Origin of the sequence: Streptomyces sp. NPDC059785, assembly GCF_042732375.1 — a bacterium.
Lineage (GTDB): Bacteria > Actinomycetota > Actinomycetes > Streptomycetales > Streptomycetaceae > Streptomyces.
This window is the reverse complement of record NZ_JBHWHV010000033.1, coordinates 14027-39191: the sequence shown is the minus strand read 5'-3', so window position 1 is coordinate 39191 and position 25165 is coordinate 14027. Positions and strand designations below refer to the sequence as shown.

General features: G+C 72.5%; 19 protein-coding genes and 1 pseudogene. 8 read left to right on the top strand and 12 right to left on the bottom strand.

The window, feature by feature from the left end; genetic code table 11:
• Nucleotides 1-13: 13 nt before the first annotated feature.
• The 4 genes from ACFV6E_RS24285 to ACFV6E_RS24270 form a co-directional block, all read right to left on the bottom strand.
• On the bottom strand, nucleotides 14-745 hold the full coding sequence (locus ACFV6E_RS24285; protein WP_385164537.1) for a LuxR C-terminal-related transcriptional regulator: 732 nt from the start codon (nucleotides 743-745) through the stop codon (nucleotides 14-16).
• A 228-nt stretch (nucleotides 746-973) separates the two neighbouring features.
• Nucleotides 974-2863, bottom strand: a complete 1890-nt coding sequence (locus tag ACFV6E_RS24280) for a PQQ-binding-like beta-propeller repeat protein (RefSeq protein ID WP_385164539.1) — start codon at nucleotides 2861-2863, stop codon at nucleotides 974-976.
• A gap of 85 nt (nucleotides 2864-2948) precedes the next feature.
• Nucleotides 2949-4835: a PQQ-binding-like beta-propeller repeat protein gene (locus ACFV6E_RS24275; RefSeq protein ID WP_385164541.1), complete on the bottom strand. Its 1887-nt coding sequence runs from the start codon at nucleotides 4833-4835 to the stop codon at nucleotides 2949-2951.
• A gap of 207 nt (nucleotides 4836-5042) precedes the next feature.
• On the bottom strand, nucleotides 5043-6857 hold the full coding sequence (locus tag ACFV6E_RS24270) for an ABC-F family ATP-binding cassette domain-containing protein (RefSeq protein WP_385164544.1): 1815 nt from the start codon (nucleotides 6855-6857) through the stop codon (nucleotides 5043-5045).
• 97 nt (nucleotides 6858-6954) lie between these two features.
• On the opposite strand from ACFV6E_RS24270, the gene ACFV6E_RS24265 reads away from it, so the two are divergent.
• Nucleotides 6955-8070 carry a hypothetical protein gene (locus tag ACFV6E_RS24265; protein WP_385464519.1) on the top strand — a complete coding sequence of 372 codons (1116 nt, stop codon included), beginning with the start codon at nucleotides 6955-6957 and terminating at the stop codon, nucleotides 8068-8070.
• A gap of 28 nt (nucleotides 8071-8098) precedes the next feature.
• On the opposite strand, the gene ACFV6E_RS24260 is transcribed toward ACFV6E_RS24265, so the two are convergent.
• The 6 genes from ACFV6E_RS24260 to rsmI form a co-directional block, all read right to left on the bottom strand.
• On the bottom strand, nucleotides 8099-9013 hold the full coding sequence (locus tag ACFV6E_RS24260) for a 4-(cytidine 5'-diphospho)-2-C-methyl-D-erythritol kinase (protein ID WP_385164550.1): 915 nt from the start codon (nucleotides 9011-9013) through the stop codon (nucleotides 8099-8101).
• Entirely contained in the window at nucleotides 9010-9873 is an 864-nt protein-coding gene (gene rsmA, locus ACFV6E_RS24255; RefSeq protein WP_385164553.1) for a 16S rRNA (adenine(1518)-N(6)/adenine(1519)-N(6))-dimethyltransferase RsmA, read from the bottom strand. Before rsmA ends, ACFV6E_RS24260 begins: the two co-directional genes overlap by 4 nt.
• Nucleotides 9874-9932: 59 nt before the next feature.
• Nucleotides 9933-11519: a ubiquitin-like domain-containing protein gene (locus ACFV6E_RS24250; protein WP_385464516.1), complete on the bottom strand. Its 1587-nt coding sequence runs from the start codon at nucleotides 11517-11519 to the stop codon at nucleotides 9933-9935.
• 137 nt (nucleotides 11520-11656) lie between these two features.
• Nucleotides 11657-12529 carry a TatD family hydrolase gene (locus ACFV6E_RS24245; RefSeq protein ID WP_385164558.1) on the bottom strand — a complete coding sequence of 291 codons (873 nt, stop codon included), beginning with the start codon at nucleotides 12527-12529 and terminating at the stop codon, nucleotides 11657-11659.
• Between the two features lie 59 nt (nucleotides 12530-12588).
• Nucleotides 12589-12954: a hypothetical protein gene (locus ACFV6E_RS24240; RefSeq protein ID WP_385164561.1), complete on the bottom strand. Its 366-nt coding sequence runs from the start codon at nucleotides 12952-12954 to the stop codon at nucleotides 12589-12591.
• A gap of 238 nt (nucleotides 12955-13192) precedes the next feature.
• Nucleotides 13193-14047: a 16S rRNA (cytidine(1402)-2'-O)-methyltransferase gene (gene rsmI, locus ACFV6E_RS24235; RefSeq protein WP_385164564.1), complete on the bottom strand. Its 855-nt coding sequence runs from the start codon at nucleotides 14045-14047 to the stop codon at nucleotides 13193-13195.
• 62 nt (nucleotides 14048-14109) lie between these two features.
• On the opposite strand from rsmI, the gene ACFV6E_RS24230 reads away from it, so the two are divergent.
• Complete coding sequence (locus ACFV6E_RS24230; protein WP_385164567.1) at nucleotides 14110-15849, top strand: dolichyl-phosphate-mannose--protein mannosyltransferase; 1740 nt, start codon at nucleotides 14110-14112, stop codon at nucleotides 15847-15849.
• 28 nt (nucleotides 15850-15877) lie between these two features.
• On the opposite strand, the gene ACFV6E_RS24225 is transcribed toward ACFV6E_RS24230, so the two are convergent.
• Together ACFV6E_RS24225 and ACFV6E_RS24220 are read right to left on the bottom strand one after the other, a co-directional pair.
• Nucleotides 15878-16921, bottom strand: coding sequence for an ABC transporter permease subunit (locus tag ACFV6E_RS24225; RefSeq protein WP_385464513.1), 1044 nt, complete (start codon nucleotides 16919-16921; stop codon nucleotides 15878-15880).
• Nucleotides 16918-17904: an ABC transporter ATP-binding protein gene (locus tag ACFV6E_RS24220; protein ID WP_385464511.1), complete on the bottom strand. Its 987-nt coding sequence runs from the start codon at nucleotides 17902-17904 to the stop codon at nucleotides 16918-16920. The genes ACFV6E_RS24225 and ACFV6E_RS24220 overlap by 4 nt, the downstream gene beginning before the upstream one ends.
• A 173-nt stretch (nucleotides 17905-18077) precedes the next feature.
• On the opposite strand from ACFV6E_RS24220, the gene ACFV6E_RS24215 reads away from it, so the two are divergent.
• From ACFV6E_RS24215 to ACFV6E_RS24190, 6 genes and pseudogenes are all read left to right on the top strand, one after another.
• On the top strand, nucleotides 18078-19310 hold the full coding sequence (locus ACFV6E_RS24215) for a sensor histidine kinase (protein WP_385164576.1): 1233 nt from the start codon (nucleotides 18078-18080) through the stop codon (nucleotides 19308-19310).
• Entirely contained in the window at nucleotides 19307-19963 is a 657-nt protein-coding gene (locus ACFV6E_RS24210; RefSeq protein ID WP_385164579.1) for a response regulator, read from the top strand. The genes ACFV6E_RS24215 and ACFV6E_RS24210 overlap by 4 nt, the downstream gene beginning before the upstream one ends.
• A gap of 135 nt (nucleotides 19964-20098) precedes the next feature.
• On the top strand, nucleotides 20099-21724 hold the full coding sequence (locus ACFV6E_RS24205; RefSeq protein ID WP_385464508.1) for a penicillin-binding transpeptidase domain-containing protein: 1626 nt from the start codon (nucleotides 20099-20101) through the stop codon (nucleotides 21722-21724).
• Nucleotides 21725-21840: 116 nt separating this feature from the next.
• Nucleotides 21841-23511 carry a penicillin-binding transpeptidase domain-containing protein gene (locus ACFV6E_RS24200; protein WP_385464506.1) on the top strand — a complete coding sequence of 557 codons (1671 nt, stop codon included), beginning with the start codon at nucleotides 21841-21843 and terminating at the stop codon, nucleotides 23509-23511.
• 71 nt (nucleotides 23512-23582) lie between these two features.
• Nucleotides 23583-24125, top strand: a pseudogene (locus ACFV6E_RS24195) (YbaK/EbsC family protein); the annotation flags it as partial.
• Nucleotides 24126-24289: 164 nt separating this feature from the next.
• Nucleotides 24290-25153 carry an EamA family transporter gene (locus ACFV6E_RS24190; RefSeq protein ID WP_385464503.1) on the top strand — a complete coding sequence of 288 codons (864 nt, stop codon included), beginning with the start codon at nucleotides 24290-24292 and terminating at the stop codon, nucleotides 25151-25153.
• Nucleotides 25154-25165: the final 12 nt, after the last annotated feature.

Genomic DNA, 25165 nt, shown 5'->3' with positions numbered 1-25165 from the left:
GCGGGGCCGGAGTTCACTCCGGCCCCGCCGGCGTTCCCGCGGGTCCCGGCGGTCCGGGGGGCACGGGCGGCGAGTTCGTCACCGGGCCCGCCCGGTCGAGCAGGCCGGTCCTGGCGGCGAGCGCCGCCGCCTCGAGGCGGGAGCCCACGCCCAGCTTCATCAGGACCCGCTGGACATGGGTGCGGGCGGTGCTCGGGGCGATCCCCATGCCGGCCGCGATCAGCCGGGTGTCCTCACCGTCGGCCACCCGCACCAGCACCTCCACCTCGCGCGGGGTGAGCATCTGGAGCAGCCGCTGCCCCTCGTCGTCGGGCTGCGCCGCCGGGTTGAGCAGTTCGCTGAACGCGCCCTGGAGCAACTGCGGTGCCACGGCGGCCTCACCTGCCCTGGCCTTCATGATCGCCCGCTCGACACCCTCTATCCGCTCGTCGTGCCGTACGTAACCCGAGGCGCCGGAGGCGAAGGCGGCGGCGATGCCGCGCGGGTTGGGCACCGGGCCGAGCACCAGGACGGCCACCTGCGGACGCTCCCGCTTGATCTTCACCACCGGGTCGAAGATCCCCGGCGCGGCCGGGGTCGCGGTACCTATCAGGCACACCTCGGGCGCCCGGGTGATCACCAGCTCCGCCGCGCCCGCGGCCGGTGCCGCCGCCGCGAGCACCCGGTGCCCGCGTAATTTCAGCGCCGAGGCCAGCGCCTCGGCGAGCAGTCGGTGGTCGTCGACCACCATGAGCCGAACTCCCATCGAGCAACCCCCCAGTCCCCCTGAGCATCCCCACTGGTTCCCCGCGTAGGAGCCCCCCGGCTCTCCATCCCCGGAAGCTACACGCTTGTTCGAGGTTGCGCTTCCCCTACTCGTGAGAAGTGCCCCGGAATACCGAAATGCCTCCCATTCGCAAGTGTTCAGGAGTACGCGCGCGGCCCCGCACCCGGGTGGGGGCGGGGCCGTCGGCCGAGGTGAACGGACGGGACGCTATTCGGCACCGAAACCGAGCGCCGTGTACTCCTTCTCGTCCGCGTCGTAGGGCTTGCTGACCAGATCCTTGCCCATGAACAGGCGGCCGTCGCTGTACAGCATCTCGCAGGTGTCGGGCACCATGCCGCTGATCGCGTCGAGGACCGTCTCCGAGGCGGGGGTCTCCAGGAGCTTCGTCGCCTTCAGCGACTTGCCGTCCACGGAGACGACCTGGGCGCCCTTGTCGTACGGGCCGTCCTTGTAGGCGAGGATGTTCCCGCCGTCCATCCGGATCGGGCGGATCTCGTAGTCGTCACCTGCGTCGATGCGGTCGCCGGTGGTCTTCCCGGTGTCCAGCGAGAAGGAGATGATCTCGTTGGTCTGGCTGTAGTCGCCGCCGCCGTCGTGGCTCTTGGTCGGCACGTACAGCTTGTCGTTGCCGACCGTGATCCCCTTGCAGTCGTGAACCTTGTTGACGCCGCAGTCGTGCTCGTACTTGCCGTCCGCGAGCGTGATCTTGGTGCGCAGCTTGCCGCTCTCGTCGAGCGAGAAGACGTCCGTGACACCGGACGCGGTGATCTCACCGGAGTCCACGCCGAAGACCACCGGCTTGGTGGAGATGACCTTGGCGTTGTCGATGCCGTCGGGCAGCTTGTAGGACCACTTCACGCTGCCCGACTTCGGGTCGAGCAGCTGCACCTGGTACTTCTCGTTGTCGTACGTGCCGCACTTGCGGACCGCGACGAGCTGGTCGCCGCCCGCGTAGCCGACGTCCTCGCAGGTGCTGACCTTCGGCTGCCACAGCACCTTGCCGCTCTTCACGTCGAACGCGGCGCCGCCGTTGTAGCCGCCGCCGGCCGCGACGGTGGACCCGGAGATGGAGATCTCGTCGAAGGCGATCGTCGTGCCGCTGATGTCGACGCTCTTCGTCCACAGCTTCTTGCCGGTGTTGACGTTGAAGGCGAGGATCTGCGTGCACAGTTCGTGCTTGTTGTCGCTGCCGCGCTTGGCGGCCTCGGTGACCACCGCGGCGACCCCGTCACCGGTGATCTCGGGCGAGCCCGCGCAGGTCTGGCCCGGCAGGTCGAGGGTCCACTTCTCGGAGCCGCTGCCGGGCTCGTAACCCACGATCTTGTTGATGCCCGCCTTGGCGTACACCGACTCGGTGAGCCAGGAGCCGGCGACGCTGTCGATCTCGTCCTCGCTCTTGATCTCCGGCGCGGGGAGCTGGAAGAGGACCTTGGCGCTGGTGTTCGCCGGGACCTTCTCCTTCGCGGCGCCGCCGGTGGAGCCGGAGTCGCCGCCCTCCTCACCGCCGTCCGAACCGCCGGAGGTGGAGCCGGAGGTGTTCTTGCTGTCGTCGTCCTTGCCGGACGAGGACGCGTACCAGACACCGCCGCCGACGATCAGGGCGATGGCCGCGACGGCCGCCACGATGATCACGAGCTGGCTGTTGGACTTCTTGCCGCCGCCCTGGGGGGCCTGCGGCTGCATCGACACGGTCTGCGGCTGCGGGTAGCCGTAGGGGCCCTGGGGCTGCTGGCCGGGGTAACCGTAACCCGGTTGGGTGGGCGGCGGGGTCGGCGGTCCGTAGCCGGGCTGGGTGGGCGGCGGAGTGCCCGGCGTCTGCGGGTAGCCGTAACCCGGGCCCTGCGGCGGGGGCGGCGGCGTGGGCTGTCCCTGCGGCGGGGCGGGCGGCGGCGTCTGCGGCGGCTGGGGGGCCTGCGGGTAGCTGTAACCGGGGCCCTGCTGCGGCGGCTGGGGCTGCTGGGGTGCGCCGTAACCGCCGGGCGGCGGGGTCTGCGGGGCGCCGAAGCCGCCCGGGGGCGGGTTCTGGGGCGCGCCGAAACCTTGCTGCGGGGGCTGGTTGGGCGGCTGGTTCGGCGGCGGGGGCGGCGGCTGGGTCATGACGTGTCTGCCTCGGAAGGTTCGTGGCGCGCGGGGCGCGCGGGAGGTGAAGGGTTCGGCGGGATCGAGGTGCGCCGGCCGGTGGTCACTTGCCGTAGGCCAGCATCAACTTCTCCTTGGTCTCGTCGTTGCCCGTCAACCGCGTGGAGGAGATGTAGAAGCGTCCGTCCACCCAGTCGATGTCCCGCGAGTAGAAGCTGCTCTCGATGTCGGCGGTGCCCTGCGGGTTCTGGAGCAGCTTGGTCGTCTTGTGGCTGCTGCCGCCGGTCGGCAGCGAGACGATCTGGCCGCCGGCGTCGTAGGACGGCTCGACGTAGGCGATCAGGTTCGAGCCGTCCGTCTTCAGCGGCAGCATCGTCTCGTCGGCGGGCGACTTGGTGCGCCACTTCTCCTTGCCGCTGTCCAGGCTGATCGCGACGACCTCGTTCGCGCCGCTCTTCGCCTCGGTCGGCAGGTACAGCGTGTCCGCGTCGGCGGCGACGCCCGTGCAGCCCTGGAGGCTACGGTCGAGGATCGCCCAGTCGCACTCGGGGGCGAACGACTCGTCCACGTCGACCTGCGAGCGGACCGAGCCGTCGGCCTTCAGCGTGGCGATGTTCCACTGCTTCTTCTCCTCGTTGGTGGAGTAGAGGACGACGGGGTCGACGGAATAGGTGCGGGCGACCGTCCAGCCCTTGGCCATCTGCCGGGTCCACTTGACCGCGCCGGACTTCGGGTCGAGCTCCTGCACCTCGTCGTGCTCGTTGTCCGTGCTCGCCCCGCAGGAGGAGACGGCGATCAGCCTGGCCCCGCCCGCGAACGCGGAGGGGAAGCAGGCCTCGCCGTACTTCTTCTTGTCCCACAGCTTCTTGCCGGTGGACAGGTCGTAGGCGGTGCCGGACTGCGAGCGGCCCACCATCAGGGTGTCGCCGGTGATGGACAGGCCGATGGTCAGGGAGCTGTCGAAGAGACCGCCCTCGGCGACCGTCGCGGTCCAGCCCTTCTTGCCGGTGGCGAGGTCGATCTGCTGGAGCTGGTTGCACTTGGCGCTGTCGCTCGCGCCGTTCTCGTACGCCACCACGACCTTGTCGTCGGACGACTTCTCCGGGGTGACGGAGCAGATCTTCTGCGGCAGCTCGATCTTGTCCCAGGTCGGCTCGCCGTTGCCGACGTTGTAGGCGACGACCTCCTTGTACGCGGCCTTCACCGCCGTCTTGTCGGTGATCCACATGCCGGGGGCGTCGGCGCCGGAACCGGGGGCGTCGGGCGCCTCCTTGTACCAGAGCACCTTGGCCTCGCCGTCCTGGCGGCCCTCGTTGAGGTCGTCCGGGTCGGCGCCGCCGTCACCGCTGCCGTCGCCCTCGTCGACCTTGCCGTCCGAGTCCTTGTCCTTCGCGTCCTGGCTCTTGTCGGCGACCGGCTTCTTGCCGTCGTCGCCGTCACCGCCGCTGACCGCCCACACCGTGCCGCCGATGACGAGCAGTGCGGCGACCGCGGCACCGATGATCATGGCTGGCTTGCCCTTGAAGGGGTTTTTCGAACCGCCGCCGGGCGGCGGCGGCACCGGACCGCCGGGGAACTGGCCCTGCGGATAGCCGTACCCGCCCTGCGGCTGCCCGTAAGGACCGGGCTGCCCGTACGGACCCGGCTGCTGCGGCTGGCCGTACGGGCCCGGCTGGGCGTACGGACCGGGCTGCTGCGGGTAGCCGTAACCGGGGCCCGAGGCGGGCGGCGGGGTCTGCGGGTAGCCGTAGCCGGGACCGGCCGCGGGCGGCGGGGTCCCCGGAGGGCCCGCGGGCGGGGCGGACGGGGGCGGCGGGGTCCGCGGCGGGCCGACGGGCGGCTGCGGCGCCGCCCCCTGCCGCGGGTCCTGCGGCGCCGCGCCGAACGCCTGCGTCGGCTGGTCGTGCGGTGACTGCGAGCCGCCCTGCGGCGGCTGATTCGGCGGTGCTCCGAAGCCGCCGTGCGGCGGCTGGTTGGGCGGCTGAGTCATCAGCGCTCCCCCTCTTCACTGACTTTTAGCCACCCGCGGTCGTGCTGGAGTGGTTCTCAGACTTGTCTCAGACGGCCCTTTCTATCACTCGAAAGCAGTACAGGACGGGGTCGGTCCGCTCCCTGTTCCCAAGGGAGGACCGGCCTGTGATGCCCTCGTTACGCGCCTTCACGCGCCCTTCACCCGGCGCGCGCGCCGCCCGCGCCGCTACTGCGCGTCGTCGGCCAACTCCAGCCAGCGCAGTTCGAGCTCGTCACGCTCGCCGGCCAGTTCGCGCAGCTCGGCATCGAATCCGGCCACCTTCTCGAAGTCCGTGGCGTTCTCGGCGATCCGCGCGTGCAGTGCGGTCTCCCGCTCGGAAATCTTGTCGAGCCGCCGCTCGATCTTCTGGAGTTCCTTCTTGGCGGCACGGCTGTCCGCCGCGGAGACGGTCTTGGCCTGCGCGGCGGCCGGGGCCGCGGCGGGCGCGGCGGCAGCGGCGGCCTCCTCCATGCGGTGGCGCCGCTCCAGGTACTCGTCGATGCCGCGCGGCAGCATCCGCAGGGTGGCGTCGCCGAGCAGGGCGAAGACCCGGTCGGTGGTCCGCTCCAGGAAGAACCGGTCGTGGGAGATGACCACCATCGACCCGGGCCAGCCGTCGAGCAGGTCCTCCAGCTGGGTCAGCGTCTCGATGTCGAGGTCGTTGGTGGGCTCGTCGAGGAAGAGCACGTTCGGCTCGTCCATGAGCAGACGGAGCAGTTGCAGGCGCCTGCGCTCACCGCCGGAGAGGTCGCCGACGGGCGTCCACTGCTTCTCCTTGCCGAAGCCGAACGTCTCGCAGAGCTGGCCCGCGGTCATCTCCCGGCCCTTGCCGAGGTCGACCCGGTCGCGGACGGCCTGCACGGCCTGGAGCACCCGCCACTCCGGGTCGAGTTCGGCGACCTCCTGGGACAGGTAGGCGAGCTTGACGGTCTTGCCGGTGACGATCCGCCCGGCCGCGGGCTGCCGGTCGCCCTCGCTGCGCGCGGCCTCCGCCATGGCCCGCAGCAGCGAGGTCTTGCCCGCGCCGTTCACGCCGACCAGGCCGATCCGGTCGCCGGGGCCGAGCTGCCAGGTCAGGTGCTTCAGCAGCACCTTGGGCCCGGCCTGGACGGTCACGTCCTCCAGGTCGAAGACGGTCTTGCCGAGCCGCGAGGAGGCGAACTTCATCAGCTCGCTGGAGTCGCGCGGCGGCGGCACGTCCGCGATCAGCTCGTTGGCGGCCTCGATCCGGAAGCGCGGCTTGGACGTACGGGCGGGGGCGCCGCGGCGCAGCCAGGCCAGCTCCTTGCGGACCAGGTTCTGCCGCTTGATCTCCTCGGTGGCCGCGATCCGCTCGCGCTCGGCACGGGCGAAGACGTAGTCCGAGTAGCCGCCCTCGTACTCGTAGACGTCGCCCTTCTGCACGTCCCACATGCGGGTGCAGACCTGGTCGAGGAACCAGCGGTCGTGGGTGACGCAGACCAGGGCCGAGCGGCGCTCGCGCAGGTGCTTCGCCAGCCAGGAGATGCCCTCGACGTCGAGGTGGTTGGTGGGCTCGTCGAGGACGATCAGATCCTGTTCCTCGATGAGCAGCTTGGCGAGCGCGATGCGCCGCCGCTCGCCGCCGGAGAGCGGGCCGATCACGGTGTCCAGGCCCTGCGGGAAGCCGGGCAGGTCGAGTCCGCCGAAGAGCCCGGTCAGCACGTCGCGGATCTTGGCGACGCCCGCCCACTCGTGGTCGGCCATGTCGCCGATGACCTCGTGCCGCACCGTCGCCACGGGATCGAGGGAGTCGTGCTGCGTCAGCACGCCGAGGTGCAGGCCGCCGGAGTGGGTGACCCGCCCGGTGTCGGCCTCCTCCAGCTTGGCGAGCATCCGGATCAGGGTCGTCTTGCCGTCGCCGTTGCGCCCGACCACGCCGATCCGGTCGCCCTCCGAGACGCCGAGGGAGACGCCGTCGAGAAGGGCACGGGTGCCGTAGACCTTCGACACGTTCTCGACGTTGACCAGATTGACTGCCATTTCGCTCCTGCCACGGGACTGCACCCTCGGGTCGGCCCCCAGGGGACTGGGGATTGGGCCGGCTTTCAAGCGTAGTCGGAGTGGCGGGTGCGGTAGCGTGCGCCTTTCTCTCTACGAACGGGGGTTCGGTGCGGTGCGGGTACGGCACGTGATGCGACGGGTGGCGCTGTGGGTGACGCTGCCGCTGGTGGTCGTCCTGGCCGGCGGCTGGACCTGGTACCGGGTGAGCGACACCGGCAAGCGCTGGCGGATGGAGGACCGGCTCGCGTCGTACTGCGACGGGCTGCTGCCGTACGAGGAGACGGCCGCGCTGACCGGGCTGTCCACGGAGTCGTTCCAGAACGACATCCGGCACGGCGGCACCGACGCGCGCTACGAGTTCTGCTGGGTCGCCGACCTGTACCTGACCGTCAGCCGGGTCCCGGACGGCACGGACAGCGGCCTGCTCTCGGACGACGTGCAGTTCTTCCTGCCGTACGAGGACGTGGGCGCGCTCTCCACCCCGCAGCCGCTGCGCGGCGGCTGGCGCGGCTACACCGACGCGAAGAACACCGTCACCGCACTGCCCTGCGCGCACGGCGGTTCGATCGTCGTCACGGCGCAGTCCCACGGCTACGTCGAGGACGACAACGCGGACACCTGGCCGCGCGTGGACCGCACCGGACCGCAGCGGGAGGCCGAGCTGGCCGCCGCCACCGCCCTGCGCGCCGCCGACCGCTGGGGCTGCGCGGTGAAGGCCCCGTCCGGGCCGCCGAAGGTGCCGGCGCTGCACGCCGACCCGGACGGCGCCACCGGGGTCACCGAGGGCGCCTGCGCCGGGCTGCGCACGACCGCCGACGAACGGGTCACGTGGACCCGCGGCACCGACGACGACCCGCGGACCCTGTGGGAGACGTGCACGCTGGGCACGGAGGCGCCCGAATACCAGGGCGACGACGAAGGGGTCCTGTACCGCTTCTCCGCCAAGTACGGCACCCAGGCCCTGGCCGCCCGGCTCCAGGACCGGGGGTGGTCGGGCGGGTCCGGGACCGAGCGGGACGACCCGTTGCGCGCCAGCGCCAAGTGCCCGGGCGACCGGGAACGCGCCCTGTTCACGGCCTTCGCCCAGGACGAGACCGCCAAGGCCGAGCAGCTCGCCGCGACCACCCTGAAGACCTTCGCCCGGCTCGCCGCCGACCGGCGCGGCTGTACGGATCTGCGGATCGCGGACTGACCCGGAGGCGCGGACCGGGCGCGGGCGGCTACAGGAGCGTCGCGCCGGGTGCGGGCGAGCCGGCCACCCGTACCGCCCGGCAGGTGCCGGACGCGGCCAGGGCTTCGGCCACCCGGTGCGCCGCCGCCTCGTCCGCCGCGAGGAACGCCGTCGTCGGGCCCGAGCCCGAGACCAGCGCGGCCGCCGCCCCGGCCGCCGTCCCCGCGTCGAGCGTGGCCCGCAGGGACGGGAAGAGCGACAGGGCCGCGGGCTGGAGGCCGTTGGTGACGGTCGCGGCGAGGGCCGCCACGTCGCCGGTGCGCAGCGCGTCCAGCAGGGCGGGCGACGCGACGGGCTCGGGCGCCGTCGGGCTGAGCCGGTCGAACTCGCGGTAGACGGCCGGGGTCGACAGGCCGCCGTCGGCGAGCGCGAACACCCACCAGAACTCCCCGCCCACGTCGAGGACTTCCAGCTTCTCGCCGCGCCCGGTGCCGAGCGCCGCCCCGCCGACCAGGCTGAACGGTACGTCGCTGCCCAACTCGGCGCAGATGTCGAGGAGTTCACCGCGCGAGGCGTGCGTGCCCCACAGTGCGTCGCAGGCCAGCAGGGCGCCCGCCGCGTCCGCGGAGCCGCCCGCCATGCCGCCCGCGACGGGGATGTCCTTGGCGATGTGGATCCGGACCGCCGGCTCCCCGAGCCCGTACCGCCCGGCCAGCGCGAGCGCGGCCCGCGCCGCCAGGTTCGTACGGTCCAGGGGCACCTGGTCGGATCCGGGTCCGGCGCAGGTGATCTCGAAGGTGTCCGCCTTCGCCACCGTGACCTCGTCGTACAGGCCGACGGCGAGGAAGACGTTGGCCAGGTCGTGGAAGCCGTCGGGGCGGGCGGCGCCCACCGCGAGCTGGACGTTGACCTTGGCCGGTACGCGTACGGTCACGCTCGCGGACGCGCTCACACTCGTACTCACTTCTGCCGCGCCTCCGCGATCCTGGCGAACTCCTCCACGGTCAGCGCCTCGCCGCGGGCCTGCGGTGAGACACCGGCCGTGACCAGCGCCTCTTCGGCGGCCTGCGCGGAACCCGCCCAGCCGGCGAGAGCGGCCCGCAGGGTCTTGCGGCGCTGCGCGAACGCGGCGTCGACCACGGCGAAGACCTCCTGGCGCGAGGCCGAGGTGGTGGGCGGGGCGGGGCGCCGCACGAGGGAGACGAGCCCGCTGTCCACGTTGGGCGCGGGCCAGAAGACGTTGCGGCCGATGGCGCCGGCGCGCTTGACCTCGGCGTACCAGTTGGCCTTCACGGACGGGACGCCGTACACCTTGTTGCCGGGCGCGGCGGCGAGCCGGTCGGCGACCTCGGCCTGCACCATCACGAGCGTGCGCTCGATGCTCGGGAAGGTCTCCAGCATGTGCAGCAGCACGGGCACGGCGACGTTGTACGGCAGGTTGGCGACGAGCGCGGTGGGCGCGGGCCCCGGCAGCTCGGTCACCCGCATCGCGTCCGAGTGCACCAGCGAGAACCGCTCGGCCCGCTCGGGCATCCGGGCCGCGACCGTGGCGGGCAGCGCCCCGGCCAGCACGTCGTCGATCTCCACGGCGACGACCCGCTCGGCCTCCTCCAGCAGGCCCAGGGTCAGGGACCCGAGCCCGGGTCCGACCTCGACGACCACGTCGTCGGAGCGCACCTCGGCGGTCCTGACGATGCGCCGCACGGTGTTCGCGTCGATCACGAAGTTCTGGCCACGCTGCTTGGTGGGCCGCACACCGAGGGCGCCCGCGAGTTCGCGGACGTCGGCGGGGCCCAGAAGGGCGTCGGGGGTGGGGCTGCTCACGCACCAAGGGTACGGGTGGGACGCGGCGGTCCCGCGCCCACGCCGTACCCGGGGCCCGGTCAGCCCTCCAGGCGGGAGCCGCAGTGCGGCCAGGGGGCGGTGCCCTGGCGCACGTAGAGCTTCTTCGCGCGGAACGTCTGCTCCTCGGCCGAGGCGTCCTGGGGGCGGCCGAAGCCGCCGAGCCCGTGCCAGGTGTTCGTGTCGAACTGGTAGAGCCCGCCGTACGTGCCGGACGAGTCCACCGCTCCCGGCCTGCCGCCCGACTCGCACTGCGCGAGCGCGGGCCAGTTCAGGTCGTCGGCCCCGGCGACGGAGTCCGGCAGCGGCTTCGTGCCGACCTTGATCACCTGCGTCCGCGGCTCGCGCACCACCTCGGTCTTCAGCCGCCGCGGCTTCTGCCGCACCCCGTTGACGGTCCGCAGCGCGTACGTGACCCGGCGGGCCCCGGGCCGTCCGGCCCGCTCGACCACCTCCGTGCCCTGGAACAGCTCGGGGTCCTGGGTCCGCCGGGTCTCGAACCGGATCGGCTCCTCGCGGATCTCCCGGGTGCCGGTGATCCGCAGCACGGTGACGGTCTGCCCGTCGCGCGGGAAACTGCCGGGCGGCACGGACGTGGTGTCCTGCCCGTGCAGGGTGATCCCGGCCTGGGCGACGGTCTCCCGTACGGTCGCGGCGTTCGTGCGGATGGTGCGCGCCCGCCCGTCCGCCATGATCGTGACGGTCCGCTCGGTGCGGACCTCGAGCGTCATCCCCGCGCGGCCGATCGGCCGGGAGCGCGCCGCCGACACGTACGCGCCCTGCGGGCGCACGCCGAGCTGGTGCAGCACCTCGTCCACGGTCCTGGCCGTCGTCCACATCCGGCGCCGCTGCCCGTCGAGGGTGAGCCGCACCGGCCGCCCGTACCGGACCGCGATGGCGTCGCCGCTGGTCAGCTCGGTGCCGGGACCGGGCGCCACCAGGTCGTGGCCGCCCACGTCGACGCCCTCCTCGGTGAGCAGTCCGGAGACGTCGTCGGCGAAGGTGTGCAGGGTGCGCGGCTCGCCGTCGACGTTCAGCTCGACGGCCTTGTCCTCGGCGACGAACGCGCTGGTGCCGCCCGCCAGGAACGCCACGACCAGCGCCTGCGGCAGCAGCCGGCGCAGCGGTTCGGGGCGGGAGGCGGCGCGTCTGCGGCGGCCAGCCCCGCGCGCCTCGGCCCTGCGCGCTTCGGCCCGCCGGGTCTCGGTCCGCCGCGCCCCGGCTTTCCGTACTTCGGCTTTTCGTGCTTCGGCTTTCCGTGCTTCGGCTTTTCGTGCTTCGGCCCGGCCGCCGGACCGCCGCGCGCCGTCCCGGTCACCCGCGTCCCCGGCCTCCCCCGGCTTCCCGGGTTCCCCGGCCTCCTCTGGACCTACGCCCTCTTTGAACCCTTCGGTGTCCTCGGGCCCTTCGTACAGCGCCTCCTCGTAGGCGGGCCGGTAGGTGTCCGCGTAACCGCCGTGGACGCCGTACGCCTCGTATGCCTCGTACGGGGGCGCGGGCGTGACGTACCGCCCGGCCGCGTCGTACGTGCCGTACAGGTCGTACGGCGGGTACGGCGCGGGCGGTTCGTGGAGTGCCGGGGCGTACGGGCCGACGGGTCCGTACGTCTCGTACTGCGTATTGCTCACGACGACACACGCTCCAGGAAGATCGGGCGACCGGCAGCCGGCGGAGCGGTCGTCACTCTCCATAGCAACGCGGGCACGCAGGGTCACGACACTCCCCCGCGCCGGGTGCCGCACGGATGCCCCGGAAGCGTTATGCCTCAGTAATCGAACGCGCGGGCGGTGTTGGCGGCGAGTGCCGACGCCAGCGCGTCCTCGCCGATGCCGCGCACCTCCGCCATCGCCCGGACGGTGACCGGAACGAGGTACGGCGCGTTGGGCCGTCCGCGGTACGGCGCCGGCGTCAGGAACGGGGCGTCGGTCTCCACCAGGACCAGTTCCAGCGGTGCCACGGCGAGCGCGTCGCGCAGCTGCTGGGCGTTCTTGAAGGTCACGTTCCCGGCGAAGGACATGAAGTAGCCGGCGCGGGCGCAGAGCGCGGCCATCTCCGCGTCGCCCGAGTAGCAGTGGAAGACGGTGCGCTCGGGCGCGCCCTCCTCCTTGAGGATGCGCAGCACGTCGTCGTGGGCCTCGCGGTCGTGGATGACCAGCGCCTTGCCGTGCCGCTTGGCCATCTCGATGTGCGCGCGGAAGGACCGTTCCTGGGCGGCCTTGCCCTCTTCTCCGGTGCGGAAGTGGTCGAGCCCGGTCTCGCCGACGCCCTTGACCTGGGGCAGCGCGGCGAGCCGGTCGATCTCCGCGAGCGCCTCGTCGAGGGCGGCGTCCCCGCCGGGCCCCCGCGCCCCCTGCCGGGACCAGCCGTCGGGATCGCCGAGCACGATGCGCGGCGCCTCGTTGGGGTGCAGGGCGACGGCCGCGTGGACGGCGTCGTACGCCGCGGCCGTCTCGGCGGCCCAGCGCGAGCCCGCCAGGTCGCAGCCGACCTGGACGACCGTCGTGACGCCGACCGACGCGGCCCTGGCCAGCCCCTCCCCGACCGTGCCGGACTGCATGTCGAGATGGGTGTGCGAGTCGGCGACGGGCACCCGGAGGGGTTCCGGCAGGGGCGGGGCTTCGGCGCTTCGGGAAGGCATGCCCCGATCTTACGAACCCGGTGCCGGGGACGTGCCCCGCCCGCCTGCCGGCCCCCGGCTCAGCCCGCCTTGCGGTGCTGGAAGGGGTGCAGCAGGTCGGAGAGGTGCCAGTGGTGGTCCTGCGCGGGCTCCGGCGCCTCGTGCGGCGCGTCCGCCGCGGGCTGCCGGGGCACGGCGCCCGGCCGGTGCATCGAGTTCAGCGCCGAGGACACCTGTCCGGCGCGCATGATGCGCACCACGTGGTTGTCGCAGTTCTGGCAGGTGGGGCTGGACAGCGGCGAGGGCACCGCGTGCCCGTTCGCGAGATAGGTCACATACGCGGTGCCCTCGTGGTCGAGGTGGTGCTCTATCTCGTACGACTGCTCCCAGCCGTGCCCGCAGCGCATGCAGGCGAAGGAGTAGGACTCATGCACGGTTTCACTCATGCCGGCTCCAGTTCCCCGCTGGACGAGCGCCTCCGTGGCCGTGGGGCCCGCGGTCCCTCGCGGAACCGCGGGCTTCCACCGGAGGCGGAGGACGGGTGCGTCCCTTGAACCAGTGGACGCCTCTCCCGGCGCGAACGCATCGGACCTGCCGACTATTGGAGCCGTTTTGGCCCTTTCTTGCCGTGAAGGTCCCGGTCGGGTGCCTGGGCTTTGCTCTTCCCGTCCGTCCTTTGCCGTCCTATGGGGCGCTGTGCGCCGCGTTCTTTGCCGCCACGACGGCATCAAAGACCTCCCGCTTGGGAAGCCCCGCCTCCGCGGCGACCGCCGCGATGGCCTCCTTGCGCCGCTCCCCCGCCTCCTCGCGCACCCGCACCCTGCGCACCAGCTCGGCCGCGTCCAGCTCCCCGGCCTTCTCGGGGGCGCCCTCGACGACCACGGTGATCTCGCCGCGCACGCCCTCGGCGGCCCAGACCGCCAGCTCGCCCAGCGGCCCGCGCTTGACTTCCTCGTACGTCTTGGTCAGCTCGCGGCAGACGGCGGCGCGGCGGTCCGCGCCGAACACCTCGGCCATCGCGGCGAGGGTGTCGTCGAGCCGGTGCGGGGCCTCGAAATAGACGAGAGTGCGCCGTTCTTGCGCGACCTCGCGCAGCCGCGACAGCCGCTCGCCCGCCTTCCTCGGCAGGAAGCCCTCGAAGCAGAACCGGTCGACGGGCAGCCCGGACAGCGCCAGCGCGGTGAGCACCGCGGACGGGCCCGGCACGGCCGTGACCTTGATGTCCTTCTCCACCGCCGCCGCCACCAGGCGGTAGCCCGGGTCGGAGACGGACGGCATCCCGGCGTCGGTGACCAGCAGCACCCGCGCCCCGCCGGCCAGCGCCTCGACCAGTTCCGGGGTGCGGGCGGCCTCGTTGCCCTCGAAGTAGGAGACCACGCGCCCGGCCGGCTGCGCGTCCAGTGCCTGCGCCAGCCTGCGCAGCCGCCGGGTGTCCTCGGCGGCCACGACGTCCGCCGCCGCCAGCTCCTGCGCGAGCCGGGGCGGGGCGTCCGCCACGTCGCCGATGGGGGTGCCTGCCAGTACTAGGGTTCCTGTCACGTTTCCATCCTCGCAGGGCCCGGGGACGGGACTCCCACAGAGACGTTCCCTACGATGGCGCGGTGACCAGTACCGCGTCCTCCACGGACACCCGGCAGGGCCAGGCCACCGAAGAACAGCCGCCGTCGTGGCAGCAGCGGCTGCGCCGATTCGGCTACCAGGCACGGCCCCGGAGCGATGTCCGCGACCGCCTCGTGCCGCCGTACGCCGAGCCAGGGCCGCGGATCTGGGCGGCGTTCGGGCTGCGCCACGAGGCGGCCGAGCGGATCCACCGCTGGTCGGGCTGGGGCGGCCCGCTGCTGGTGACCCTGCTGGCCGGGCTGATGCGGTTCTGGCACCTGGGCAGCCCCAAGGCGGTGATATTCGACGAGACGTACTACGCCAAGGACGCCTGGGCGCTCGTCCACCGCGGATACGAGGTCAACTGGGCCAAGGACGCCAACGACCTGATCCTCCAGGGCGGCGGCCACGTCACCATCCCGGCCGACGCCTCGTACGTGGTGCACCCGCCGGTCGGCAAGTACGTCATCGGGCTCGGCGAGCTGATGTTCGGCTTCGACCCGTTCGGCTGGCGCTTCATGACGGCGCTGCTCGGCACCCTGTCGGTGCTGATGCTGTGCCGGATCGGGCGCCGCCTGTTCCGCTCGACCTTCCTCGGCTGTCTCGCGGGCGCGCTGATGGCCGTGGACGGGCTGCACTTCGTGATGAGCCGCACCTCGCTGCTCGACGGCGTGCTGATGTTCTTCGTGCTCGCCGCGTTCGGCTGCCTGGTCATCGACCGGGACAGGGCGCGGGCCCGGCTCGCGGCCGCGCTGCCGCCGGACGCGCACGGGGTGGTCCGCCCCGACGCGCACACCGCCGAGACCACCCGCCTCGGCTGGCGGCCCTGGCGCTGGGCGGCCGGACTGATGCTGGGCCTGGCCATCGGCACCAAGTGGAACGGCCTGTACGTCACGGCCGCGTTCTGCCTGATGGCCCTGTTGTGGGACGCCGGCTCGCGCCGGGTGGCGGGCGCCCGGCACCCGTACACGGCCGTCCTCAAGCGCGACACCGGCATCACCTTCCTGGCCACGGTGCCGGTCGCGCTCGCCGTCTACCTGGTCTCCTGGATCGGCTGGATCCTCTCCCCCGACGACGGCAGCGGCGGCTACTTCCGCAACTGGGCCGTCACCGACGGCAAGGGCGGCAGCTGGACGTTCCTGCCGGACTGGCTGCGCAGCCTGTGGCACTACGAGCACGAGGTCTACAAGTTCCACGTCGGCCTCTCCTCGCCGCACACCTACCAGTCCAACCCCTGGAGCTGGATCGTCACCGGCCGCCCGGTGTCGTACTTCTACGAGTCGCCCTCCCCGGGCACGGACGGCTGCCCGGCGGACGCGGGCGAGAAGTGCGCCCGCGAGGTCCTGGCGCTCGGCACCCCGCTGCTGTGGTGGGCGGCGTGCTTCGCCCTGCTGTACGTGCTGTGGCGCTGGGCGTTCCGCCGCGACTGGCGGGCGGGCGCCATCGCCTGCGGCATCGCGGCCGGCTATCTGCCCTGGTTCATGTACCAGGAGCGCACGATCTTCTACTTCTACGCCGTCGTGTTCCTGCCGTTCCTGTGCCTGGCCGTCGCCATGATGATCGGCGCGATCCTCGGCCCGCCGGGATCCGGCGAACGCCGCCGCGTCGCGGGTGCCGCGGGCGCCGGCGTCCTGGTCCTCCTGATCGCCTGGAACTTCATCTACTTCTGGCCCCTGTACACCGGCACCGCCATCCCGATCGACTCGTGGCGGTCTCGGATGTGGCTGGATACGTGGGTCTAGCCGGGCCGGAGCAGTCCGACGGCGCCCGTCACAGCAGGCGCCTCCGGCCCCACAGGACGGTGAAGGCGACGACGGCGGCCGTGGCGGCGAGCATGACGCCCGCGCCCATCCACTGCATCGTGTGCATCTGGGACATCGGCAGATAGTCGACGGAGTAGCCGACGACGTGCTTGGACGCCAGGCAGGCGTTGTGCGCCTTCTCGCTGTCCATCTGGTCCAGGCAGGTCGTCCAGTCCAGGTGCTCTCCGGAGCCGGTGAGGAAGTAGTCGCCCTGGCCCTGCTGCACGGCGTGCAGTGGCAGCTTCGGACGCGGGGCGTCGTCACCGACACCGCCGTGGGTGCCGGCCGACACGATGTTGCCGAAGCTCAGGCGGAAGTGGTTCCAGACGACCCCGATCGCCACGGTGATGCCGAGTGTGACCACCATCGACACCAGCGTGCGGCGCAGGACCATGCCGACCGCCACGCCCACGGTGAAGGTCAGCAGGACGTAGGCCACCGGCATGATCCCCGTGGTGTCGAAGATGTTGCCGCTGGTCCACGCCAGGGAGTCGGCGGTGTCGGCGCGGCCCCTGACCGGGCTCCACCACCACTCGAAGACGGCGGCGAGCACGGCGGTGCACAGCACCAGCAGTCCGGCGGTCATCGCGAGCTTCGTGGTCAGCCAGCGCAGCCTGCCGACGGACTGCGAGGTGACCAGCTTGGCGGTGCCGGACTCCAGGTCGCCCGCGACGAGCGGGGCGCCGAGGAAGACGCCCGCCAGGACGGGCAGGTACGTCAGGTAGGTCCCGCCGTCGAAGAGCCGGGTGGCGTGGCCCTCGAACGCGCCCGTCACGCCGCCGGACTTCTGCGGCACCGAGGTTAGGTAGTCGGTGAGCTGTCCGCGCAGGAAGACCATGCCGAGCGCGTACAGCGCGGTGAGGCCGATGAGGGTCCAGAACGCGGCGCGGTGCTGGCGCCAGACGAGCCAGGCCGTACCGCCGAGCCGGGGGCGGGAGCGCCCGGGGCCCCCTTGGCCGCGCGGGTGTCCGGCGGACGTCGGGCCGGCCGGGTTCCGAGTGAGCGTGGTCATGCCGTCACAGCCTTCTCGCGGTCGTGGGTGATGATGTCGTGGATGTCGCCGACCCGGGCGCCGGGGGTGATCAGCGCGGGCGCGCCGGGTGAGCGCAGGTAGGCGAGCAGCAGTTCTTCCAGCGTCGGAGGCTCGGCCCGCCCGCCGTACTCGACCGGAGCGCCGAGCCGCACCAGGACGCCGGGCCTGCCGTCGCCGCGGGACTCGACGACCGTGTGCGGGGCGAGGTCCGCATGCGAGCCGTCGCCGGGGTCGGCGAACAGGGCGTGCGCGGCGCGCAGTTCGTCCACCCCGCCCGCGAGGCGCAGCGTGCCGTCCGCGACGACGAGGAGGAAGTCGCAGACGTTCTCCAGCTCGGCGAGCATGTGCGAGGAGATCAGGATCGTCGTGCCGTGTCCGGCGGCCTCCGCGGTCAGCGTGGCCATCAGCTCGCGGCGCACCAGCGGGTCGAGGTCGGCCATCGGCTCGTCGAGGATGAGCAGGTCGGGGCGTTTGCCGAAGGCGAGGGCGAAGGCGACGCGGGTGCGCTGCCCGCCGGACAGGGTGCCGATCTTCGCCTCCAGCGGCACCTGGCCCGCGCGGACGATGTCCTCGGCGACCCGCTGGTCCCAGCGGGGGTTGAGCTCGCGGCCCAGGCGCAGGGTCTCGGCCACGGTGAAGCGCTTGAACAGCGGCTTCTCCTGGGTCAGGAACGCGGTGCGCCGCACCGCCTCCGCCGAGCCCGGTGCCGTGCCGAACACCCGCAGACCGCCGGCCGTCGGCCGGTTCATGCCGGTGGCCAGGCCCATCAGGGTGCTCTTGCCCGCGCCGTTGGGGCCGACGAGGCCGCACACCCGCCCGGCCGGGAGCCGGAAGGAGACGTCCCGCAGGGCCCAGCCGCGCCGGTACTTCCTGCCGAGCCCACGGGCCTCGACCGCCGCCGGCCCGCCGGCGGGGCGTGCCCGCCCGGTCCGGTCGCCGTGGTGGGTGTCTGCGTGATCCATGTGTGGCTCCTGTGCGGGTCGCGGGGTGGAAGGGCGGCCGTGAGCGGTGCATACGCTGGAGTGGGAACGCCGCCCGGTGATCTCCACTCTTCTTCGCCGGGGCCCCGTGGCGGATCGGGCGAAAGACAGATCTTGTGCGGCCGGCTGTGACTTTCGGCCGGTCGGCAGGAGGGATGGTGGAGGAGATGGCGCAGGCGGCGAGCGGCGCGGCCGTGAGGGGCGGGGAGCGCCGGCGGCTGTGGCCCGTGACGGCGTGGCTGCTGCTGTTCGGATGCCTTCTCGGCCTCGTCGTACTGGACGTGGTGGGCGGTTTCTACGCGATCGACGCGTACGCCTCCGCCAAGCCGTTCGTCGTGCTGCCGGCCGTCGTCCTCGTCGCCGTCTCGCCCCGGCTCGGCGGCCGGGCGCTGCCGGTGGCCGCCTGCGTGCTCGCGTTCGCCTCGCTGTCCCTCTCGGTCCTGTTCGGTTTCCGGACCGCTCCGGCCTCGCAGCCCATGGGGTTCGCCGAACCGGCGGCGCTGGTGTGGCTGCTGCTGGTCGTCGCCCGGCGCGGGAAGCCGTCGTGGGCGACGGCGGCCGTGCTGATGCTGTTCACGGCGGTCGTGCTGCGGCCGGTGTCGGTCTCGGTCCGGCAGTCCACGACCATCCTGGCGCTGGCCTTCGCGCTGGCGGCGGTCCTGGCGCTCGGCACCGGCCTCGGGGCGCGCCTGCTCATGGCGGACCGGCGGCGGCAGGCGGCGGCCCTGCGCCTGGAGCAGCGGACCGAGTTCGCCCGGGACCTGCACGACTTCGTCGCCCACCACGTCACCGGCATCGTCGTGCAGGCGCAGGGCGCCCAGGCGATCGCGGACCGGCGGCCCGATCTGGTGCCGCCCGCGCTGCGGCGGATCGAACAGGCGGGCTCGGAGGCGCTGACCTCGATGCGGCACATGGTGGGGATGCTCCGCGACACCGACGGGGAGGTGACGCTGACGCCGCTGGCGGGCATCGGCGAGGTGCGCTCGCTCGTCGAGGAGTTCTCGGCCGTCGGCGGCGCCCGCGCCCGGCTCGACATCGACGGGACCTTCGACGACCTGCCGGTCGAGGTGACCACGACCGCGCACCGGGTGGTGATGGAGGCCCTGACCAACGTACGCAAGCACGCCCACGGCTGCACCGGGGTACGGGTGCGGGTGGACCGTTCGGGAGACCGGCTCACCGTCCGGGTCAGTGACGACGGGCGGCCGCATCACGTGTCCGGCAGCGGCTTCGGGCTGACCGGCCTGGCCGAGCGGGTGGGCCTGGTCGGCGGCACCGTCCAGGCGGGGCCTGTGACGGGCGGCGGCTGGGGTGTCGAGGCGACGCTCCCCGTGCGGGCGAAGGGGTCCACGGCCAGGGTGCCCGCGGCGAAGGCGGTGGCGTCATGACGATCCGGGTGCTGATCGCCGACGACCAGGCCATGGTCCGTGCCGGGTTCGCGATGATCCTCGGCGCGGAGGACGACATCGAGGTCGTCGGGGAGGCCGTGGACGGGGTGCAGGCCGTGGAACTCGCCGAGCGCCACCGGCCCGAGGTGGTGCTGATGGACATCCGCATGCCCCGCATGGACGGGTTGGAGGCCCTGCGCCGGCTGACCCGCCCCGGCACCGTGAACCCGCCCAAGGTCGTCGTGGTCACGACGTTCGACGACGACGAGTACGTCCAGCGCGCCCTGGGCGAGGGCGCCTCCGGGTTCCTGCTCAAGGACTCGGGGCCTGCCCTGCTGGTCGAGGCCATCAGGGCGGCCGTCTCCGGCGAGGCGCTGGTCAGCCCGGCCATCACCGTACGGCTGCTGCGGCAGCTGCACAGCGCCGCGCCCGCCGCCAGGGCGCCGCGGTCCGCGCTGTCCGCCCGGGAGGAGGACCTGGTGCGGCTGGTGGCCAGAGGGCTGACCAACGCCGAGATCGCCGCCGAGCTGTGCATCTCGGTGGGCACGGTGAAGACGCACCTCGGCAACGTGCAGACCAAGCTGCCCGCCCGCAACCGGGTGGAGATCGCCGCCTGGGCCTGGGAATCAGGGCTGGTCGACGGGCGGCGGTGAGCGGCGGCGCCGCCGGCGTTCACATGCGTGACCGGCCGGTCGCCTCTGATCTCTCTTAGGACACCATCCGGGAACGGCGCTCACACACGTGACCTCCCTCTGCCTAAGGTGCGAAGGACTAGGGGAGGAAGACGCATGCGCAAGGGGGCAAAGGCCGCCATCGTCGGGAGTGTGTTCGCCGTCATGGTGGGCGGCGCCGGGTACGGCGCGTACAACGTGGTGACCGCGATCAGCGGCGACGGCGCGGGCGGGCCCGCGCCCGTGAAGACCGGGCCGCCGAGCAGCGAAGAGGTCAAGGAGACCAGCGAGAAGTTCTTCGCGGCCTGGGAGAAGGGCAGCGCCGCGGCCGCCGCCGAGGAGACCAACAACTCCGCCGCCGCCGAGCAGCTGCTGACCGGTTTCCGCGAGGACGCGCACATCACCAAGGTGAAGATCACGGCCGGCAGGGGGTCGGGGGCCACCGTGCCCTACAAGGTCGCCGCGAAGGTGACGTACGACGGCAGGAGCAAATCCTTCGGTTACTACTCCCGGCTCACCGTGGTGCGCGGGGAGACCACCGGCAAGGCGCTGGTGGACTGGGAGCCCACCGTGGTCCATCCCGACCTCGGGGACGGGGACACGCTGGTCACCGGCGAGGCGGCGAGCCCGCCGATCGAGGCCGTGGACCGTAAGGGCGCCGTCCTGACCAAGGACAAGTACCCCTCCCTCGGCCCGATCCTGGACGTCCTGCGCACCAAGTACGGCGACAAGGCGGGCGGCACCCCCGGCATCGAGCTGGCGGTCCACCGGGCCGACGAGAACGCGGGCGACAAGACGCTTGTGACCCTCGCCAAGGGCGAGCCGGGCAAGCTGCACACCACGCTCAGCGCGAGCGCGCAGGGCGCGGCCGAGCGGGCCGTGGAGAAGTACGACGAGTCCTCCGTGGTCGCGGTCAAGCCCAGCACCGGTGAGGTGCTCGCGGTCGCCAACCACCGCAAGGACGAGTTCAACGCGGCGTTCGAGGGCACCCTCGCCCCCGGCTCCACGATGAAGATCATCACGTCCGCGATGCTCATCGACAACGGTGTCACCTCGATGAACGGTCCGGCGCCGTGCCCCGACACCGCCGTCTGGCAGAGCCAGAAGTTCCACAACCTCGAAGGCATGAAGGCCAACGAGAGCGCGACCCTCGCCAACAGCTTCATGCGCTCGTGCAACACCGCCTTCATCAAGCTGATCGACGAGAAGCCGCTCACGGACGAGTCGCTGACCACCGAGGCACAGGACCGGTTCGGGCTCGGCCGGAACAACTGGAAGACGGGCATCACCTCCTTCGACGGCAGCGTCCCCGCGTCCGGCGGCCCGGACCGCGCGGCCAACGCCATCGGCCAGGGCCAGGTCCAGATGAGCCCGCTGAACATGGCGTCGGTCACCGCCACCGCCATCACCGGCGCCTTCCACCAGCCCTACCTGGTCTCGCCGAAGCTCGACGACCGTGAACTGGCCACCGCCCGCGGCCTGTCCGGCTCCACCGCCGCCCAGCTCAAGCAGATGATGAAGCTGACCGCGACCCAGGGCACGGGTGCCCAGGCGATGGCCGGGCTCAGCGGTGACATCGGCGCCAAGACCGGCTCCGCCGAGGTCGACGGGCAGTCGAAGTCCAACAGCTGGTTCACCGGCTTCCGGGGTGACATCGCCGCCGCCGCGATGACGCAGGAGGGCGGCCACGGCGGCGACGCGGCGGGGCCGATCGTCGCAGCTGTGCTACAGACCGGCGGCTGAACGTTTGCCCGTGGTGCCGGGACTTTAGGGTGGTGCCTCTCGTTTCGAGGAGCGTGAGGGCACGGGGGCGCCAGAGGGCACGGGGGATCCAGGGGACCAGCAAAGGACTCGCAGCAGTGGGCAACAGAAGACGCGCCGCCGGGCGCGGCAGGACCAGGCCGGCCGTGCTCGGCGGGCTGATCGCCGTGGCCGTCGGCGGCGCGGCGTTCGGCGCGTACAGCCTCTTCGGCGGCGGTGCGGCGGCCGACGACCGGACGGCCACGACCGCCAAGCACCAGGCCATCAAGACCGGCCCGCTGTCGGCGGCCGAGGTCCGCACGACGGCCGCCGGCTTCCTCACCGCCTGGGGAGCGGGCAAGACCGCCGACGCCGCCGCCCTGACCGACGACCCGTCCGCCGCGAAGACCGCGCTGACCGGCTTCGGCAAGGACGCCCGCATCACCCTTCAGACGCTGACGCCCGGCAAGCGCTCGGGCGACTCCGTCCCCTTCACCGTCAAAGGCACCGTCACCTACAAGGGCAAGAGCAAGCCCCTGTCGTACGCCTCCGAGGTGACCGTCGTGCGGCGGACCGAGGACGGAGTGCCGCTGGTCGGCTGGCAGCCGTCCGTGGTGCACCCCGATCTCAAGGACGGCGACAAGCTGGTCACGGGCGAGGCGGGCACGCCGCCGGTCAAGGCCCTCGACCGGGACGGCGGCGAGCTGACCACCGCCGCCTACCCGTCGCTCGGCACGGTCCTGGACGGACTGCGCGAGAAATACGGCAAGAAGGCCGGCGGCACCGCGGGCATCGAGCTGCGGGTGGTCCGCAAGGCGGCGGCGAAGGGCGAGGACAAGGAGTCCGACAAGACCCTGGTCACCCTGAGCAAGGGCACGCCGGGCACGGTGAAGACGACGCTCGACCCCGGCCTCCAGGCGGAGGCCGAGAAGCAGGTCGCGAAGAAGTCCCGCGCGTCGGTCACCCTGATCCGCCCCTCCACGGGTGAGATCCTCGCGGTGGCGAACTCCTCGCACGGCTTCAACACCGCCTTCCAGGGCTCCCTGGCCCCCGGCTCCACGATGAAGATCGTCACGTCGTCGCTGCTGATCGACAAGGGCCTCGCGAGCGCCGACAAGCAGCACCCGTGCCCCAAGTACGTGACGTACGGCGGCTGGAAGTTCCAGAACGACGACAAGTTCGAGATCGAGAACGGCACGTTCAAGGCGAGCTTCGCGCGCTCCTGCAACACGGCCTTCATCTCGCAGGCCAAGAAGCTGGACGACGACGACCTCACCCAGCAGGCCCAGCAGGTCTTCGGGCTCGGCATGGACAACTGGGCGATCGGGGTGCCGTCCTTCGACGGCTCGGTGCCGGTGCAGAGCGCCGCGCAGATGGCGGCCTCGCTGATCGGCCAGGGCGGGGTCCGGATGAACCCGCTCAACATGGCGTCGGTGGTCGCCACGGCCAAGACCGGCACCTTCCACCAGCCGTACCTGGTCTCCCCGGAGGTCGACAACCGCACGCTGGCCAAGGCGTCCCGCTCGCTGTCCTCCTCCACCCAGTCGCAGCTGCGCGAGCTCCTCCAGTACACGGCCGCCGCGGGCACCGCCGCCGAGGCGATGTCCGGGCTCGGCCCCGACTACGGCGCCAAGACCGGCTCCGCCGAGGTCGACAACCAGAAGGAGCCCAACGGCTGGTTCACCGCCTGGAAGGGCGACCTCGCGGGGGCCGGCGTGGTCGTGGCGGGCGGCCACGGCGGCGACTCGGCGGGCCCGATCGTGGCGGCACTGCTGAAGGCGGGGAGCTGATCCTTCCGCCGGGGTGGGCGGGGCGGTAACCCGGTCGCGTGCGCCGTACACGCACAACTACGGTGCGGTGCATGACCTCCGCCGAAGACGCCCACGCACACACCGCGCCACCCCGTTTCGCCGAGGCCCTGTACGAACTGGGCCTCGGCGAACTGCTGCCGAGGGTCCGCCGGTTCCCGGCGGCGACCCGCACCGCCGCCGAGGCCGCCGCCGCCATCGGCTGCGACCTCAGCCAGATCTGCAAGTCGCTGATCTTCACGACGTACGGGTCGCCCCAGCTGCGGAGCGCGGCGGCCGGGCCGGACGCCGGGGTGCCCGTCCTGGTGCTGATGGACGGGGCGTCACGGGTGGACGTCGAACGCGTCCGGCGGGAGCTGGCGGCCGAGAAGGTCACCCGGGCGAAGGCGGACGTGGTCCGCGAGACCACGGGCTACGCGATCGGCGGCGTCCCGCCCTTCGGACACCGCGTCCGCACCCGCGTCCTGGCGGACCGCTCCCTCCTGGCCCACGACACGGTGTGGGCCGCGGCCGGCAGCCCGTACGCCGTCTTCCCGATGGCGCCGGACGCGCTCGTGGTGCACGCCGGGGGCACGTTCGTGGACGTGCGGGAGCGCGAGGACGAGGCCGAGGGCGAGGGCGAGAGCGGCGGCGCCGGGGAGCCGGGCGCGCGCGGGGCCGGGAAGCCGGACGCCCGCGGCACCGGAAAACCGGACGCCCGCGGGGCCGAAAAGCCGAACACCCGCGGCACCGGAAAACCGGACGCCCGCGGGGCCGCCCGGTGACGCCCCTGGTCACCGCCGCGGTGCTGTGCGCCGCGGTCACCCACGCGGGCTGGAACGCGCTCGCGCACCGCATCACCGACAAGCTGGTCGGCTTCACGCTGATAGCGGGCGGCGGAGCACTCATCGGCCTCGCCCTGATGCCGTTCGTACCGGTCCCGGCGGCCGGTGCCTGGCCGTACCTGCTCGTCTCCGCCGTCATCCACGTCGTGTACTACGCGCTGCTGATGCGGTCGTTCCGGCTCGGCGACTTCGGGCAGGCGTACCCGATCGCCCGCGGCACCGCGCCGCTCGTCGTCACCGCGCTGGCAGCCGTCTTCGCGCACGAGGTCCCGGGCCGGTGGGCGGCCGCGGGCATCGCGCTGTCCTGCGCGGGGCTGACCGGCGTCGCCCTGTGGGGACTGCGCGGCCGCAGGCCCCACTGGGCGGCGATCGGCGCGGCCCTGGCCACCGGCCTGTCCATCGCCGCGTACACGGTGGTCGACGGACTCGGCGTGCGCGCCTCCGGCTCCTCGCTCGGCTACGTCGCCTGGCTGATGGCGGTGGAGGGCGTCGCGATCCCGGCGTACGCGGCCTACCGGTGGCGCGGCGAACTTCCGGGCAAGCTGCGGCCGTTCACCGGTCTCGGCCTGCTCGGGGCGGCGCTGTCCGTCGCCGCGTACGGGCTGGTCCTGTGGGCCCAGACCCAGGCGGAACTCGCCCCGGTCGCGGCCCTGCGGGAATCGTCGGTCAAGTTCCGCTCACGCCGTAATAAACGCCGCTGCTCAGATGTTTCGAGGCCACTCGTAGACCCTCGACGCCCCGTGGCCGTTACCGGATTTGCTGTTCTCCGGACACACAGCAAACATACTGGCTATCGTTAAGCTGCCGAGCAC

What these genes read in the sequence shown, in the direction of transcription:
- ACFV6E_RS24285 (WP_385164537.1), bottom strand. Translation starts at nt 745, where the DNA reads ATGGGAGTTCGGCTCATGGTGGTCGACGACCACCGACTGCTCGCCGAG.
- ACFV6E_RS24280 (WP_385164539.1), bottom strand. Translation starts at nt 2,863, where the DNA reads ATGACCCAGCCGCCGCCCCCGCCGCCGAACCAGCCGCCCAACCAGCCC.
- ACFV6E_RS24275 (WP_385164541.1), bottom strand. Translation starts at nt 4,835, where the DNA reads ATGACTCAGCCGCCCAACCAGCCGCCGCACGGCGGCTTCGGAGCACCG.
- ACFV6E_RS24270 (WP_385164544.1), bottom strand. Translation starts at nt 6,857, where the DNA reads ATGGCAGTCAATCTGGTCAACGTCGAGAACGTGTCGAAGGTCTACGGC.
- ACFV6E_RS24245 (WP_385164558.1), bottom strand. Translation starts at nt 12,529, where the DNA reads ATGCCTTCCCGAAGCGCCGAAGCCCCGCCCCTGCCGGAACCCCTCCGG.
- ACFV6E_RS24240 (WP_385164561.1), bottom strand. Translation starts at nt 12,954, where the DNA reads ATGAGTGAAACCGTGCATGAGTCCTACTCCTTCGCCTGCATGCGCTGC.
- ACFV6E_RS24225 (WP_385464513.1), bottom strand. Translation starts at nt 16,921, where the DNA reads ATGACCACGCTCACTCGGAACCCGGCCGGCCCGACGTCCGCCGGACAC.
- ACFV6E_RS24220 (WP_385464511.1), bottom strand. Translation starts at nt 17,904, where the DNA reads ATGGATCACGCAGACACCCACCACGGCGACCGGACCGGGCGGGCACGC.
- ACFV6E_RS24215 (WP_385164576.1), top strand. Translation starts at nt 18,078, where the DNA reads ATGGTGGAGGAGATGGCGCAGGCGGCGAGCGGCGCGGCCGTGAGGGGC.
- ACFV6E_RS24210 (WP_385164579.1), top strand. Translation starts at nt 19,307, where the DNA reads ATGACGATCCGGGTGCTGATCGCCGACGACCAGGCCATGGTCCGTGCC.
- ACFV6E_RS24205 (WP_385464508.1), top strand. Translation starts at nt 20,099, where the DNA reads ATGCGCAAGGGGGCAAAGGCCGCCATCGTCGGGAGTGTGTTCGCCGTC.